Genomic DNA, 14,238 nt, shown 5'->3' with positions numbered 1-14,238 from the left:
AAAGGTGAACCCATGAGTTCGTCAACGCCACCGTCCAACACCGCCAAGCTGGACCGCATCCTCGCCGATGCCCAGCGCGACCGGGAGATGGGTTACCGCGACAAAGCCCTGAAAATGTACCCCCATGTCTGTGGCCGCTGCGCCCGTGAGTTTTCCGGCAAGCGCCTGAGCGAACTGACCGTTCACCACCGCGACCACAACCACGACAACAACCCCCAGGACGGTTCCAACTGGGAACTGCTGTGCCTGTACTGCCACGATAACGAGCACTCGCGCTACACCGACCAGCAATACTTCGGCGACGGCTCCCTGAGCACCCCGAAAATCGCCAAGGCGACCCACAACCCCTTTGCCGCTTTGGCTGGGTTGATGAAGAAAGACGAGTAACGGGTACCACCAAAGAAATTACAGTCTGTCAGGCCGCCATCGCGAACAAGCTCGCTCCCACAGTGGATCTCCAGCGTTCACGCCCCCTGTGGGAGCGAGCTTGCTCGCGATGGCGATCAAACGAACACCACACATCTCGAACCTGCCCCCCCTCCCCCATTCCCCGTATAATCGCGCCTTTTCCCCAAAGGCACCCCGCCCGTGGCCAACAAACGCTATAGCTGCATCGGTCTGTTCAACCCCAAGTCACCGGAAAATGTCGGCTCGGTCATGCGTGCCGCCGGCTGTTACGGCGTGGCGTCGGTGTTCTACACCGGCAAGCGCTACGAGCGCGCCGCCGACTTTGTCACCGACACCAAGAAAGTCCATTACGACATCCCGCTGATCGGTATCGATGACCTGAAGAAAATCCTGCCCCTGGGCTGTGTGCCAGTGGCCGTGGAGCTGGTGGAAGGCGCTCGCCCACTGCCCGAATACACCCACCCGGACCGGGCGCTGTACATCTTCGGCCCGGAGGACGGCTCGCTGGACAAGGACATCCGCGACTGGTGCGAGGACGTGGTGTACATCCCCACCACCGGCTGCATGAACCTGGCCGCCACCGTCAACGTCGTGCTGTACGACCGTATGGCCAAAGGCAACAACACCCGTTCTGGGCCGCAATTCCGCTGATTGGTGCAACATTCGATTGAACAAGGCAATCGCTCAGGCAGTCAGCTTTATACCAATCCCCACACTGGAGACAGACCATGAGCGATAACAATCCGTTCGAGCCGATTGAGAGCACCCCTTTCCAATCCCATCCTCCACAAAACGTGCATGGCTGGGAACGCGTTGGTTCACTGGCCGGCGGTGTGCTGATGATGGGCAAGGGTTTGCGTCGTGGCGGGGTGATCGGCCTGGCGCAACTGGCAATCGGCGGCCTGGCACTGGCGCGGGGCATCACCGGGCATTGCTCGGCCAAGAGCCTGCTGGAAAAGAATCGCCAGAATCTGGACAGCGCCCGCGCCCGCATCGAGCAGGCCGGTGATGAGCTGAGTCGCCTGAAGGCCAATGCCGAGGCGGCGACGGGCACGGCTACGGTGACGGGGAATGATTCGTTGGATTCACCCAAAGTTGGGCTCTGATTTTTTGCGGTGGGGCTGATGGCCTCATCGCGAGCAAGCTCGCTCCCACACTGGGTCTTTGGTGCACACACTATTTGTGTACGACATCGATCAATGTGGGAGCGAGCTTGCTCGCGATGGCGGGGTCACTGAAGTAACCGGCTATCCAGCACAGTAGAGGCCCCACCCAGAACGCTCTCACTGAGCTGCACAAACTCCTGGGTATCAACTGTTTCCAAGCGCATCGCCCCTTGCAACACATCATCCAGCGAACGCTTGTTGCGGGTTTTCAGACGAATCTCGCGGTCCAGTTCCTGTAACAGCAACACCGCCTTGGCCACCGCCGCCGGGCCGACCTGCTCGCCGCGCAAGCTGGTGACGCCCTTGCTCTCGCGGGCGAGCCGGTCGTTCAAGGTCTGGTAGCGCTCATCACTCAGGCCGCCGGCGCGGCGGAGCAGTTCGATGGCGTAGTACTCGGTCAGCCCCTCACTGATCCAGTCGCTACGGTCCTGATCATTGACCCGGGCCAGCGCCTGCACCAACTCCCGCAACAACGGGCTACTGCCCCGCTCGCTGACCAGCGGCGGTCGGCTGTGCAGGTAAATCGAGTCATGGCCGGCCTGGGCGCCACGCCACAGCGGATCGCCAGCGCCGACAATCAGCAGCTTGGCCGGATGGCGCGGCACCAGCGCTTGCACCTGCGGCCAGACGAACGTCAGCAGCGTCAGCACATCCATCCGGCGCATGCCCTGGCCCTGGGGCGAGGCCACCGTCACCTCGGTTTCGCCCAGGCGTGTGCGGCGGCTGCCCAGTTTGCCGGCGAGCATCCAGCCGGTGGGGCGGTCGAACAGGCGTGAGGGATTGTCGATGCGAAAGCGTTGCTTGCCGATGCGCGGCCAGGGGGTCTCGATACTTTTCCAACCGTCGGGCAATTCCACCTCAAGACGGGCCACCAGTTCGACGCCGTCCTGCTGATCGAGCTTGGCCGACGGCACCAGGTCGTCGCCGCGCAGCAACGCCCAGGTCGGGGTCATGCGGGTTTCGAAGGTGGCGTTCTTGCGGGCATGGCTGATGCGCACGCGGTAGCTCAGGCTGGCCTTGTCAGCGGCCGGACGCCAGACGCCACGCGCCTCCTTGCCGGGGGTGAGCTGCCATTGGCCGTCGGCCTTGAAATCGCTGTAGCGGCTACCGTCGCCGAGGTCGAAATCCAGGCTGCGCACCGCCGAACCCCGGGCCAGGGTCAGGCGCACCTCGGCCTGATCGCTCTGTGGCAACAGGTGCACGTGATAATCCAGGTCGACTTTCTGCGCCGCCCACAGCGGCGCGCACACCGCCAGCAGCCCGGCCGCCAGCATCCGTTTCAATCCTGCAGCCATGGGTTCTCCCTGGTGGTGCGCCGCCCGGTGGTTCAGCCAGCGCGGAAAATCAGATGATCTTCCCAATCGTCTTCCGGCACGCTGCCTTCGGCCAGCATGCGCCCGGACTGGGAAATGCGTTCGTGGTGCACGGCATCGCGATCGCCGCAGACCAGGTGGTGCCACAACGGCAAGTCCTTGCCTTCGCTGACCAGCCGATAACCGCAGGTCGGCGGCAGCCATTTGAACTCATCGGCCTTGCCCGGCGTGAGCTGGATGCAATCGGGCACGAAATCACGGCGGTTGGGGTAGTCGGTGCACTGGCAGGTTTTCAGGTCCAGCAGTTTGCAGGCGATGCGTGTGTAGTAGACGCTGTTGTCGTCTTCGTCTTCGAGCTTTTGCAGGCAGCACAGGCCACAGCCGTCGCACAGCGATTCCCACTCCTGCGGATCGAGCTGATCGAGGGTTTTGCGTATCCAGAACGGTTCGACTTTGGCGGCCATGGCTCGAGCATCAACATCAGGTGGTGAAAAGGCCGACAGTCTAGTGCCGGGACCTCGTCAGGCCAAGCATTGGCGACTGTCGGTAGGCAGGGGCTTGTCAGGCCGCGCGGCGGGACGTAGGTTGCTGCATTGTCTTTCCGAACTCGAGCCAGGTAAGCCCATGAGCGCCAATTCCCGCATTGCCGATTACGCGATTCACCCTCAGTTCATCGAACGCTGGTCGCCCCGCGCCTTTACCGGCGAAAGCATTGCCGAAGAAACCTTGCTGAGCTTCTTCGAAGCCGCGCGCTGGGCCCCTTCGGCCTACAACTCACAGCCATGGCGCTTCCTGTACGCACGGCGCGACACGCCGAATTGGGAGCGTTTCCTGGGTTTGCTCAACGAGTTCAACCGCGGCTGGGCCCAACACGCCTCGGCGCTGGTGATCATCGTCTCGAAAACCACCTTCGCGGTGCCCGGCGCCACCGAAGAAACCCCGGCGCAGACCCACACCTTCGACACCGGCGCGGCCTGGGGCCACCTGGCGCTGCAAGCCAGCCTCAGCGGCTGGCACACCCATGGCATGGCCGGTTTCGACCAGGAACTGACCCGCAAGGAACTGAAGATCCCGGAAGGCTACGCCCTGCACGCCGCCGTGGCGATTGGCAAGCTGGGGGACAAATCGACCCTGGCCGAATACCTCCAGGCCCGCGAAGTCCCAAGCCCGCGCCGACCGTTGAGCGAACTGGTGGCGGAAGGCGATTTCAGCCTGTAACCCCAACTTTGTGACCACTGAAGACTCCCCTGTGGGAGCGGGCTTGCTCGCGATGGCGTCAGATCAGCCACTTTGATGTCGACTGACCCACCGCTATCGCGAGCAGGCTCGCTCCCACAATTGGTTCTGTGGCGAACGGATTTTTTGTGACCACTGAATATTCACTGTGGGAGCGAGCTTGCTCGCGATGGCGTTCAGATCAGCCACTTTGATGTCGACTGACCCACCGCTATCGCGAGCAAGCTCCCTCCCACAATTGGTTCTGTGGCGCACGCATTTTTTGTGACCACTGAATATCCACTGTGGGAGCGAGCCTGCTCGCGATGGCGGTGGGTCAGCCAACATTGATGCCGACTGACACTCCGCTATCGCGAGCAAGCTCGCTCCCACACTGGATCACGCTGAATCCGGGGGTCAGTAACCCCGGCTGAAATCCACTTCCCCGCGCAGCGTTTCGCCCGCCTTGTAGGCCCGCAGGTTGTCCAGGAACAATTGCACCATCATCGGGGGCGAGGTCGGTGCCGAGCTGTGGCCGGTCAGCAGCAGGCCCCAGGCGGTCCAGAACGGGTGGCGCTGTGGCAATGGCTCCTGGCGGCAAACGTCGATCACCGCACCGGCCAGGTGGCCGTCTTTCAGGGCTTGTACCAGGTCCGCATCCACCACCGCCACGCCGCGACCGACGTTGATGAACAACCCGGTCGGCTTGAATTGCTTGAACAGCGCCGCGTCGTAGATGTCATGGGTATCCGGCGTATTGGGCAGCAAATTGATCACGTAATCCATTTCGCCCACCAGACGAGGCAAGTCCTTCAACGCCCCGACTTCGATAAACGGTGCCATCGCCCTCGCCTCGCTGGCGATGCCATACAGCTGCACACCGAACGGCACCAGGAACTGCGCCACACGCTGGCCGATATCCCCCGTCCCGACGATCAACACCTTGCGCCCGGCCAAGCCCTGCCCCTGGCGGTTATCCCACTTGCGCTCGACCTGGCTGACCAACCGGGCCAGCACCTCGCGCTCATGGCCGAGCATGTAGGTGAGCACGTACTCAGCCATCACCTGGCCAAAAATGCCCACCGCACGGGTCAGGCGGTAATCGCGGCTCAAGCCATCGGCCAGCAGCGGCGTGATGCCCGCCCAGGTCGATTGCAGCCAACGGGGCTGGTGGCCTTGACGCAACAGGGTGGCTAGCAGATCAGGCTGGCCGAGCCAGACCGGGCAATCGGCGGCCAGTCGCGACAGTTCGGCGGAATCGCCGCTGGTCAGGACTTCAATATCGGGTGCAGCCTGACGCAAAAGCTGGGCGTACACCGCGTGATCGTGTTCGGCAATCAGAACGCGCATGAATCAAACCTTTCAAAAACAGTGCAGACGACCGCCGGCAGAGTGTCGCTCCATCCCTGCGATCGTCGTCAATAAATCATTCCAGTGTTACAAAAGGCACCCAGGACAGGTGCCCCCATTACCGTCAGACCGGGTCGTTGCGGCGCAGCAATTCTTCGGGCAGATGCTCGATGTACTCGTCTTCGGCCGGCGGCATCTGCAAGTGATAGCCCTGGGTGTCGAGGTTTTCCAGCACCTTGTTGATGTCTTCCCGGGACAGCTCCCGCTCGGGGCTCAGCACCAGGTCGAAGGCATGGATCGCCTTGCCAAAGGCGGTCATCAAGGGCTCGGGCACACGCTTCAAGGCATCGCTCTTGAGCACATACAGGTACATCTCGTTTTTCTTCGAGCTGCGATAGATGGAGCAGATACGTTTCAAGGCTGTTCTCCGGCAGTGGCCAGGCTGTCGAGCAGCGCCTGGCCCATCAATTCGCGGCGCCAGCCACGCAACGAATCGGGCAATTGGTAAGGCCCCTCGGGGAAGCCGCTCTTGATCAGCGCTTCGAGGGTTTTCTTGCGCAGCATCAGCTCCGGGGCAATCTCCAGGCGCTCGGCTTCGGCCTGCCCCAACGCCCGCAGACGCTTGACCAAGGCCGAGGCCTCGATGGGCAATGGCTCGGCCACGGCCGGCGGCCATTGCTCGGGCGGGATGTTGGCGGCACGCTGGATCAGGTCCAGCAGAAACTGGCCGTCCTGGCGCACGGTACGCGGGTGCATGTCTTCGATCTTCGCCAGCGCGCCGAGGTTATCCGGCTGGGTGCGGGCCAGGGGCCACAGCGAGTGCTCGCGGATGATGCGGTTGCGCGGCAGGTCACGGGCCCGCGCCTCGCGTTCGCGCCAGGCGCACAACTCGCGCAGCACAGCCAATTGGGCGCGGGAGAGTTTCCAGGCCAGCTTGGCCTCGCGGTAAACCTCGTACGGGTCGACTTCGCGACGCAGGTTGGCCACCAGTTCGGCGCCATCCTCCAGGACCCAGCGGTATTTTTCGTCGGAAAGCTTCGGGCGCAGTTCTACGAAAACTTCCGCCAGGTGCACGGCATCTTCTGCCGCGTAGCTGATCTGCGTCTCGGACAGAGGCCGTTGCAACCAATCGGAACGGGTCTCGCCCTTGGGCAGCTCGATGCCCAGCACTTCCTGCACCAGCCGCGAATAGCCCATGGAGAAACCCAGGTTCAGGTAGGCGGCGGCCAGTTGAGTATCGAACAGCGGCGCAGGCAGGCTGCCAGTGAGGCGCAGCAGCACTTCAAGGTCTTCGCTGCAGGCGTGCAACACCTTGAGCACCGCCGGGTTTTCCAGCAAGGCGGCCAAGGGTTGCCAGTTGTCGATGGTCAAGGGGTCGATCAGGTAGGCACGCTTGCCGTCGCCGATTTGCAGTAAACCGGCAATGGGATAAAAAGTGTCGACCCGCATGAATTCGGTGTCGAGGGCGACGAATGGCAACTGTTGCCACTCGGCGCAAAACTGACCGAGGCTATCGTTGTCGCGAATCCAGTGAATATCGATGGCCACACGGCTCTCCCTTGAAGAATGGCGCGCAGTATATATCGCCGCTGGCGATTGCGAGCATCCATAGAGCAGCCCCTTAAGAGAAATCGCCTGCGAAAAAGCAAGAATAGTCCTACATCACTCCTTAACCGGTCTTACGCAACACATAAACACGCGTCAGCGCAAAACCGGGCAGGAAATCCTGGTACCACAGCACGCTGAAACCGGCCTGGCGGAACTCGGCTTCGACATCGGCCTTGTCGGCCAGGCTCCGTTGCGGCGCCTGGCCGATCTTGAGGCGCCCTTCGATTTGCACCGAAACGATCACCGTGTCGCGACTGACCCGATGAAACTCGCGCAGCAGCGCCAGGCGATGCTCGCTGGCACTGACGTGGCGAAACAGTTGCAAACAGAAAATACAATCCACCGCGTTGGCCGACAGCCCGATGGTGAACGCCGAACTCGGGAAGGTCTTGACCCGCTGGAGCAACGCGCCGCCATGGTGGGTGAGCGCATGTTCGAGCATGTCCGGCGACGGGTCCGCCGCCAGGATCACCCGGTTGGCATGCTCGGCCAGTACCGGCCAGTACCGCCCCGCCCCACAGGCCACATCCAGCACCAGCCCCGGCTCGCCCGCCACCTTCAGGGCATTGCGCACCATGTGCTCGTCGCGCCAGAACGCCAGGCGCAAGCGGCGCGGTGCCGGCCGATGGCAGACCTGCGCATGTTCCTGGTCATGCTGCCGGGCGAACTCAAGCTCGACGGTGGATGGGGGTAACCCGGACATACAAACGGCTCTTGGAATAGATTGGATGACAGGTTAACCAACCTTGCGTGAAAAAAAGGTCCAGGCGCTCACTCCCGCGCCAGGACACCGTCAATCACCGCACCGCGACAGTTGGCGAACAGATCCAGATCCCGGTTGTAGACCTGGCTGTTGACTTCCAGCAGCCCGAGCATCGAGTGGAACAGGTTGTCCTGGCTCAAGGGTTTTTCCCGACTCAGTTGCAAGCAATGGGTGTCGACCGAAAAAGATTTCTGATAACTGTCGGAAAACCAGGCCAGCATCGCCACGTGTTTCTGTTGTTCCGGGGCGAGCATGTAGGGCGTGCCATGGAGAAACAGGTTGTATTCGCCCAGGGACTCGCCATGGTCCGACAGGTACAGCATGGCCGTGTCGACCTTGTCCTGGTTGGCCCGCAGCAGATCGATCAAGGTCGACAGCACGTGATCGGTGTACACCAGCGTGTTGTCGTAGCCATTGACGATGCTCTCGCGACTGCAATTGTTCAGCGCGTTGCTTTCGCACACCGGGGTGAAATGCTCGTACTCCTTGGGATAGCGCTTGAAGTACTCCGGCCCGTGGCTGCCCATCTGGTGCAGCACCAGCACCGTGTCCTTGTCGAGTGTGTCGATGAAATGCTGCAGCCCCTGGAGCAGGATCTCGTCGCGACATTCACTGTTGGCGCACAGGACCGGGTCCTTGAGGTTGCTGACATCCTGCAGCGTGACCCGGTCGCAGGTGCCCTTGCAGCCGGACTGGTTGTCCCGCCAGATCACTTCCAGCCCGGCGCGCTTGAGCACATCCAGCAGGCCTTCCTGATTCTTGGCCTTGCTGGCATCGTAGTTCTTGCGCCCCATGTTGGAAAACATGCAGGGCACCGACACAGCGGTTTCGGTGCCGCAGGAATGCACGTCAGTGAAGGCGATCAGGCCGACCTCTTTGTCCAGCTTTGGGGTGGTATTGCGGTTGTAACCGAGGATGCCGAAGTTCTCGGCCCGGGCACTCTCGCCCACCACCAGGACGGTCAGGGATTTGCGGCCGTGGGTTTGCCAGACCGGGTTGCGCTTCGCGTCCTCGCCCAAGGTGACGAACGGTTGCTTGGCCGACGCGACCTGCTCACGCAAGTACCCGAGTGAAGCACCGATGTAGTTGCTCGGCACGACCATCAAGCGCAATTCGTGGTGGTTACGAAACAATGAAGACAGGCCTTGGTAGTTGGCCAGGGCGACCAGGCCGATCACCGCGGCCGAGGCCACGCCGACCAGCAACTTACTTAATAATGCTTTGGGCCAACTCCGGTAGTTGATCGGAGTCTTTAACAACAACCAGCACGGCAAGACACCCAATAAGCCGATATAGACAAACAACTTCAGCGACAACAGATCACGGACTTCCGTGGCATTGGTTTCAGCGAAGTTGCGGAACATGCCGGTATCGATCAGTACGCCGTATTGGGCCATGAAATACGCCACGCCAGCGCTGATCAGGAACAGCAGCATCAGCACGGGCTTGAGCAGCGGACGGAAGGCCACGAGCGTCAACACCAGGTTGAACGCGCAGAAGATCATCACGCCAAACGCCACGCACATCAGCAGGCCCCGGGCGTCAGCCGTGGTGATCGCCAGCAAGTGTTGCCAGAGCACGAAGTTGAAGCCCACTAACAAAAAGGCACTGGCGGCCAGCGTCACCCACTCGGGGCGCACGGCTTTAATAGTCAGCATGATGGTTGACGGTTTCCTGAAGTTGCTCTTTGAAAAAGAAGTGCCGCGGCAACATGTGAAAATCGTTTCCTACGGCAACACAAACTTTAGGTAGCCCACCATCAATTTTTCGTGAAAAAGTTGCTATTAAATAATTATTTAAGCGGCAAGCTCGAATCAGCTTGCAAGCTGTTCACTCAAGAAAAAATGATGGATCCGTGGCGAGGGCGCTTGCTCCCGCTCGAGTGCGGAGCACTCACAAAAAGGGGGCGGCTACGCAGCCCAGCGGGAGCAAGCGCCCTCGCCACGGTTTTTTCGCCTGCCCCAAAGTGAACAGCCGAGCCAATCAGCTTGAACTTGAAGCTGCCCTCAAGCCTGATTCAGATACCAGCGCCAATCCTGCTCCCCGACTTCCCCCATGAACTGACGGTACTCGGCGCGCTTGACCGCCAGATAGACACCGAGGAATTCATCACCAAACGCTTCCCGCGCCCAAGTCGAAGCCTCGAGGGCACGCAGCGTGGTGAGCCAGTCGGTGGGCAGCAATTCGGTCGCCTGGGCGTAGCCGTTGCCTTCGACAGGTTTACCGGGATCACACTGTTCACGTATACCGCGATGAATGCCGGCCAATATCGCCGCCGCTGCCAGGTAAGGATTGGCATCGGCGCCGCAGATACGATGCTCGATGTGCCGCGAGAACGCCGGGCCGCCCGGCACCCTCAGGCTCACGGTGCGGTTGTCCACGCCCCAAGTGGCGGCCAGCGGTGCGTAGCTGTTGCTTTGGAAACGTCGGTAGGAATTGGCGTTCGGACAAAACATCAACAACGAATCGAGCAAAGTGTCGAGCATCCCGCCCACGGCATGGCGCAGCAGCGGCGTGCCGTCGGCGGCTTCGCTGGCAAACAGGTTGTGGCCATCGCGGTCCGCCAGGCTGACGTGCAGGTGCATGCCGGAGCCTGCCAAATGCTCGAACGGCTTGGCCATGAAACACGCCTGCATGCCGTGCTGGTGAGCCACCCCCTTGACCAGTCGTTTGTAGCGCACCGCTTCATCCATGGCTTGCAAGGCATCGCTGCGATGTTCGAGGGTGATCTCCACTTGCCCCGGTGCGTATTCGGAAATCGCGGTCCGGGCCGGAATGTCTTGCAGCTTGCACGCGGCGTACAGGTCGGCCAGGAACGGCTCGATCTGCTCCAGCTCGCGCAAACCATAGACCTGGGTGGCCCGCGGTCGCCCCCCGTCAGCGTCCCGCGCCGGCTGCGGCCGGCCTTGGCTATCAAGTTGCGCGTCCAGCAGATAAAACTCCAGCTCCGCCGCCATCACCGGGTAATAACCGTCGGCCTGTAAGGCCTCGATCACCTGGCTGAGCAGATAACGCGGATCGGCGATGGTCGCCGGCAGGCCCTCCCGGGGATGCATGCTGACCTGCACGGCGGCGGTGGGCATCAACCGCCACGGCATGCGCTGCAGGCTGCCGCTGATGGGATAGGCACGGCAATCAATGTCACCGACGTCCCACACCAGCCCGGAGTTTTCCACATCGTCGCCATTGAGGGTCAACCCGAGAATCGTACTGGGCAGTGGCCGGCCACTTTCGTAGACCGCCAGCAACTCGTCCCGATGCAACAATTTGCCCCGGGGCACGCCGTTGTTATCGAGAATGAACAGCTCGAACAGCTCGATATCCGGGTTCTGCGCAAGGAACGCCTGGGCGTGTTGCACGGGTGCGAAAGAAATCTTGGCATGGCTCATGAGAAGGCTCGTATTTCCATATCGGACGGGCGACAAGGCGCCGTCAGTCTGTGCTCGCCATTACGCGAGCACGATGAGTGATCAACAGGAAATACGAGTATCTGGAGGACGCGCGTGACGGCAATGCCAGAGCGCCCAAAAGGCCAGTTCGGAGGGCAGCGCGCTGAGGGCTGGAGCGATGGCAGGCGTGAACCTGCCGACCGGATCGACGACGGTGGATGAAGGGGAGTGGAATGCCAGGGGCCAACCGTCCATGAGCGCATCACAGGAAACACATCGGGCAAGCGTCCCACGGCACCTTGGGCGGTTAAACCTGGATTTGATGGAGCTTGGATCGCCGCGAACTAAACATAAGCAAACGCATCGGTCGTTGATCAACACGTCGTATTCCCTACATTATCTGTCCCGTTCCCGACCATGAAAGCGCCTGCCTGGCATTCTCTTGGCACCATCGTTCCGTTAGGATCGTCAGCCTGGTTTGCGCAAGATCCGCGCAAGGAGCACAGCGAGAGACAGAACGGATGCTGAACAGTAACGCCCTCAGAAAGCTCGACATGCAGGACCTCATGGTGTTTAGCGCCGTGTACGAGCAAAGCAGTGTCACTGGCGTGTCCGAGGCCTTGTGCGTCAGCCAGTCAACCGTCAGTTATTGCCTCAAGAAACTTCGAACCTGTTTCGAGGACGAACTTTTTATCAACACCCGAACCGGCATGCGCCCCACCTATAAGGCCGAGGGCATGTACGATCATGTGCGCGGCATTTTGCAAAGCATCAACCTGTGCCATGCCGGTACGCCAACCTTCGATCCGACCCGGCAAGCCATTACCTTCAATATCTGCGCACCGGAATATTTCGAACACCTGATCCTGCCGCAACTGCTGCAAGGCTTCGATTACGCCAACCTGCCGGTGGTGGTGAACGTGCACAAGCTCGAAGCCGACATTCCCGCCGAAGAGTTGCGCGACGGCAGCCTGGACCTGGCGATCTGCTTCGGCCCGAACTTCCACAGCAACCATGCCGACTTCAAATCCCGGCAGCTGTTGCAGGACGACCTGGTCTGCGTCGTGGATAAACGGGCGACGCCGCTTGAGCCGCAACTGAGCCTTCAATCGTTCGTACAGCGCCGACACGTGTTTCCGACGCCCTGGGCGTCAGCGACCAACATGGTGGATGGCTGGCTGTCGCAGCAGGCGCATCAGCGGCAAATCGCCGCGCGCGCCAACAGCTACAGTGCCGCACTGAAGATGATCACCGGCACCGACTTCATCCTGACCCTGCCCCGCCGCATCCAGAAACTGCTGGCCAACGAGGCGATCTTCAATCACCACGAAGCGCCCAGGGGGCTGCCAGGGTTTACCTTGAACATGCAGTGGTGCCAGGCTCTCGATCAGGACAGCGCCAACGCCTGGCTGCGCGAACAGATCATCAAGGCCTGCGCCCCATGCGACGCCTGATCGTCATTGACCGATCAAGGTCTTGGCATACGGCTCTCGGTCGATGTCGAGGATCTCCACGCACAGTTGCACGCTGACTTCGGCCGGCCATGGCCCCAGCTCCTGGATCACCGCCAGCAGGCTATCGGCCAGTTGTTTCTTGATTTGCGGCGAGCGTCCGCTGAGCAAGGCCAGCTTCACATGCACGAAACCCCGCTCGCCTGTCCCTGTACCCACTCGAAAAGTCTCGAGCTTCACGGCCCGGCTCTTGATGTCGTGCTCGGCGGAAAAGTGACCGGAGAGCGCCAGTGCATTGTTCAGTCGCAGCAGTGCGAACTCGGCATTCAGCTCGGGCAGGTTGGCGGTGTACTCCATGTGCAGGTGAGGCATGTGTTCGACTCCGATTCGAAAATATGACGAGGTGATGTCAGCCGTCACAACCTTACCTCGACTTTCTTGATTGAGGCAGATTTTGTTTCGCCACGGCCGGTGTCAGGCTTGCGCCGAGACTCCACGCTCCCCCATGAAAGCCTCCAACCGCGACCGCAACCAGCGCTCGGCCGGGTCACTGTCGACGTGGCTCAACCAGACCATGGACAAATCCAGGGTCGGGGTCTTGAAAGGAAAAGGCTCGTTGAACAGTTGTCCCGAGGCGGCCATGGCGGCGGCGGTATAGTCTGGCAGGCTGGCAATCAGGTCAGTGCCGGCCAGCAACGCCGGCAATGCGCTGTATTGCGGCACCGACAGCACGACCTGGCGCGTGCGTCCGATCTCCGCCAGCCATTCGTCAGCGAACCCGGCGACGTTCGCGGTATGGGACACCAGCACATGAGGCCGCGAGCAGTACTCGTCCAGGGTCAGCGGCGTGTCCGACGCATCGGCGCGCAACACGCGGGGCTGGATGTGTCGCAACAGTTTGCGCTTGGCGTTGGCCGGCAGGCCGCGAGTCTGGCTGATACCCACGGTGATGTCGCCCGAGGCCAGCAGATCGGGGATGCGCCAGTAATCGACATGCTGAACCACGAACACGATTTGCGGCGCCTCTTGCCGCAGGCTGCTCAACAGCGGCGGCAACAGGCCGAATTCGACGTCGTCCGACAGGCCGATGCGAAACGTCATGGTGCTGTTGGCGGGATCAAAATCGTGGGTCAGGCTCAAAGCCACCGACAGCGAATCGAGCGCCGGTGAGAGATGCTGGATGATTTCCTCGGCCCGGGCCGTCGGCTCCATGCGGTGCCCGACGCGGATGAACAGCGGGTCATTGAACATCTTGCGCAGGCGATTGAGGGCCGAGCTGATGGTCGGCTGGCCCAGGAACAGTTTTTCCGCCACTCGCGTCACGTTGCGCTCAAGCATCAACGTTTCGAACACCACCATCAGGTTGATGTCGGCCTTGCGCAATTCGTTGCGGTTCATCCACTGCCCCCCGATTCCTTGACTGGGTGCAGTGTAGAAATGCTGGGGGTCGTGCGTCTATGCGCAAAAAGGTGAAGCGCCTGTGTAATACCGTCAAAGAAATTGGAAGAGACACCCCGCTTTTGTGGCGAGGGAGCTTGCTCCCGCTGGGCTGCGAAGCGGCCCCAAGATTTTGCG

At 61.2% G+C, this 14,238-nt stretch carries 15 protein-coding genes; 5 read left to right on the top strand and 10 right to left on the bottom strand.

Annotated elements, in window-relative coordinates; genetic code table 11:
* The first annotated feature begins 12 nt into the window (after positions 1-12).
* The 3 genes from AC515T_RS07435 to AC515T_RS07425 all read left to right on the top strand — a co-directional run bounded on the left by AC515T_RS07435 (position 13) and on the right by AC515T_RS07425 (position 1,514).
* Positions 13-387 (top strand): YajD family HNH nuclease, encoded by a 375-nt coding sequence (locus tag AC515T_RS07435; protein WP_003184246.1) that lies wholly within the window; start codon positions 13-15, stop codon positions 385-387.
* Positions 388-588: 201 nt separating this feature from the next.
* Positions 589-1,059, top strand: coding sequence for an RNA methyltransferase (locus tag AC515T_RS07430; protein WP_003198862.1), 471 nt, complete (start codon positions 589-591; stop codon positions 1,057-1,059).
* Between the two features lie 77 nt (positions 1,060-1,136).
* Positions 1,137-1,514, top strand: a complete 378-nt coding sequence (locus AC515T_RS07425; protein WP_496531986.1) for a YgaP family membrane protein — start codon at positions 1,137-1,139, stop codon at positions 1,512-1,514.
* 125 nt (positions 1,515-1,639) lie between these two features.
* Here the strand turns inward: AC515T_RS07425 and AC515T_RS07420 are convergent, their stop codons facing one another.
* Both AC515T_RS07420 and AC515T_RS07415 read right to left on the bottom strand, forming a co-directional pair.
* On the bottom strand, positions 1,640-2,869 hold the full coding sequence (locus tag AC515T_RS07420) for a hypothetical protein (RefSeq protein ID WP_496531985.1): 1,230 nt from the start codon (positions 2,867-2,869) through the stop codon (positions 1,640-1,642).
* Between the two features lie 32 nt (positions 2,870-2,901).
* Complete coding sequence (locus AC515T_RS07415) at positions 2,902-3,351, bottom strand: YcgN family cysteine cluster protein (RefSeq protein ID WP_122566105.1); 450 nt, start codon at positions 3,349-3,351, stop codon at positions 2,902-2,904.
* Between the two features lie 160 nt (positions 3,352-3,511).
* On the opposite strand from AC515T_RS07415, the gene AC515T_RS07410 reads away from it, so the two are divergent.
* On the top strand, positions 3,512-4,105 hold the full coding sequence (locus AC515T_RS07410) for a nitroreductase family protein (RefSeq protein ID WP_496531984.1): 594 nt from the start codon (positions 3,512-3,514) through the stop codon (positions 4,103-4,105).
* A gap of 414 nt (positions 4,106-4,519) precedes the next feature.
* On the opposite strand, the gene AC515T_RS07405 is transcribed toward AC515T_RS07410, so the two are convergent.
* The 6 genes from AC515T_RS07405 to AC515T_RS07380 all read right to left on the bottom strand — a co-directional run bounded on the left by AC515T_RS07405 (position 4,520) and on the right by AC515T_RS07380 (position 11,197).
* Positions 4,520-5,452, bottom strand: coding sequence for a D-2-hydroxyacid dehydrogenase (locus AC515T_RS07405; RefSeq protein WP_496531983.1), 933 nt, complete (start codon positions 5,450-5,452; stop codon positions 4,520-4,522).
* Between the two features lie 124 nt (positions 5,453-5,576).
* Positions 5,577-5,870 (bottom strand): YcgL domain-containing protein, encoded by a 294-nt coding sequence (locus AC515T_RS07400; RefSeq protein ID WP_122566102.1) that lies wholly within the window; start codon positions 5,868-5,870, stop codon positions 5,577-5,579.
* Complete coding sequence (rnd, locus tag AC515T_RS07395; protein WP_496531982.1) at positions 5,867-7,000, bottom strand: ribonuclease D; 1,134 nt, start codon at positions 6,998-7,000, stop codon at positions 5,867-5,869. Before rnd ends, AC515T_RS07400 begins: the two co-directional genes overlap by 4 nt.
* Before the next feature lie 121 nt (positions 7,001-7,121).
* Positions 7,122-7,763 carry a class I SAM-dependent methyltransferase gene (locus AC515T_RS07390; RefSeq protein WP_496531981.1) on the bottom strand — a complete coding sequence of 214 codons (642 nt, stop codon included), beginning with the start codon at positions 7,761-7,763 and terminating at the stop codon, positions 7,122-7,124.
* Positions 7,764-7,831: 68 nt separating this feature from the next.
* Positions 7,832-9,481: a phosphoethanolamine transferase gene (locus AC515T_RS07385; protein WP_496531980.1), complete on the bottom strand. Its 1,650-nt coding sequence runs from the start codon at positions 9,479-9,481 to the stop codon at positions 7,832-7,834.
* Between the two features lie 348 nt (positions 9,482-9,829).
* On the bottom strand, positions 9,830-11,197 hold the full coding sequence (locus AC515T_RS07380; protein WP_496533087.1) for a glutamine synthetase family protein: 1,368 nt from the start codon (positions 11,195-11,197) through the stop codon (positions 9,830-9,832).
* Between the two features lie 536 nt (positions 11,198-11,733).
* On the opposite strand from AC515T_RS07380, the gene AC515T_RS07375 reads away from it, so the two are divergent.
* Entirely contained in the window at positions 11,734-12,666 is a 933-nt protein-coding gene (locus tag AC515T_RS07375; protein ID WP_496531979.1) for a LysR family transcriptional regulator, read from the top strand.
* Between the two features lie 3 nt (positions 12,667-12,669).
* Here AC515T_RS07375 and AC515T_RS07370 read toward each other — a convergent pair whose 3' ends face one another.
* Together AC515T_RS07370 and AC515T_RS07365 are read right to left on the bottom strand one after the other, a co-directional pair.
* Positions 12,670-13,035, bottom strand: coding sequence for a 5-carboxymethyl-2-hydroxymuconate Delta-isomerase (locus AC515T_RS07370; RefSeq protein ID WP_496531978.1), 366 nt, complete (start codon positions 13,033-13,035; stop codon positions 12,670-12,672).
* 102 nt (positions 13,036-13,137) lie between these two features.
* Positions 13,138-14,061 (bottom strand): LysR family transcriptional regulator, encoded by a 924-nt coding sequence (locus AC515T_RS07365; protein ID WP_496531977.1) that lies wholly within the window; start codon positions 14,059-14,061, stop codon positions 13,138-13,140.
* Positions 14,062-14,238: the final 177 nt, after the last annotated feature.

This window comes from Pseudomonas sp. FSO-7, from assembly GCF_059579345.1.
The sequence above is the reverse complement of the archived record's forward strand: the minus strand, read 5'-3'. Positions and strand labels throughout refer to the sequence as shown.

Bases quoted from the DNA above. Each gene is read 5' to 3' on its own strand.
- AC515T_RS07410 (WP_496531984.1), top strand. From the start codon at position 3,512: ATGAGCGCCAATTCCCGCATTGCCGATTACGCGATTCACCCTCAGTTC.
- AC515T_RS07390 (WP_496531981.1), bottom strand. From the start codon at position 7,763: ATGTCCGGGTTACCCCCATCCACCGTCGAGCTTGAGTTCGCCCGGCAG.
- AC515T_RS07365 (WP_496531977.1), bottom strand. From the start codon at position 14,061: ATGAACCGCAACGAATTGCGCAAGGCCGACATCAACCTGATGGTGGTG.
- AC515T_RS07370 (WP_496531978.1), bottom strand. From the start codon at position 13,035: ATGCCTCACCTGCACATGGAGTACACCGCCAACCTGCCCGAGCTGAAT.
- AC515T_RS07375 (WP_496531979.1), top strand. From the start codon at position 11,734: ATGCTGAACAGTAACGCCCTCAGAAAGCTCGACATGCAGGACCTCATG.
- AC515T_RS07435 (WP_003184246.1), top strand. From the start codon at position 13: ATGAGTTCGTCAACGCCACCGTCCAACACCGCCAAGCTGGACCGCATC.
- AC515T_RS07385 (WP_496531980.1), bottom strand. From the start codon at position 9,481: ATGCTGACTATTAAAGCCGTGCGCCCCGAGTGGGTGACGCTGGCCGCC.
- AC515T_RS07425 (WP_496531986.1), top strand. From the start codon at position 1,137: ATGAGCGATAACAATCCGTTCGAGCCGATTGAGAGCACCCCTTTCCAA.
- AC515T_RS07405 (WP_496531983.1), bottom strand. From the start codon at position 5,452: ATGCGCGTTCTGATTGCCGAACACGATCACGCGGTGTACGCCCAGCTT.
- AC515T_RS07415 (WP_122566105.1), bottom strand. From the start codon at position 3,351: ATGGCCGCCAAAGTCGAACCGTTCTGGATACGCAAAACCCTCGATCAG.
- AC515T_RS07420 (WP_496531985.1), bottom strand. From the start codon at position 2,869: ATGGCTGCAGGATTGAAACGGATGCTGGCGGCCGGGCTGCTGGCGGTG.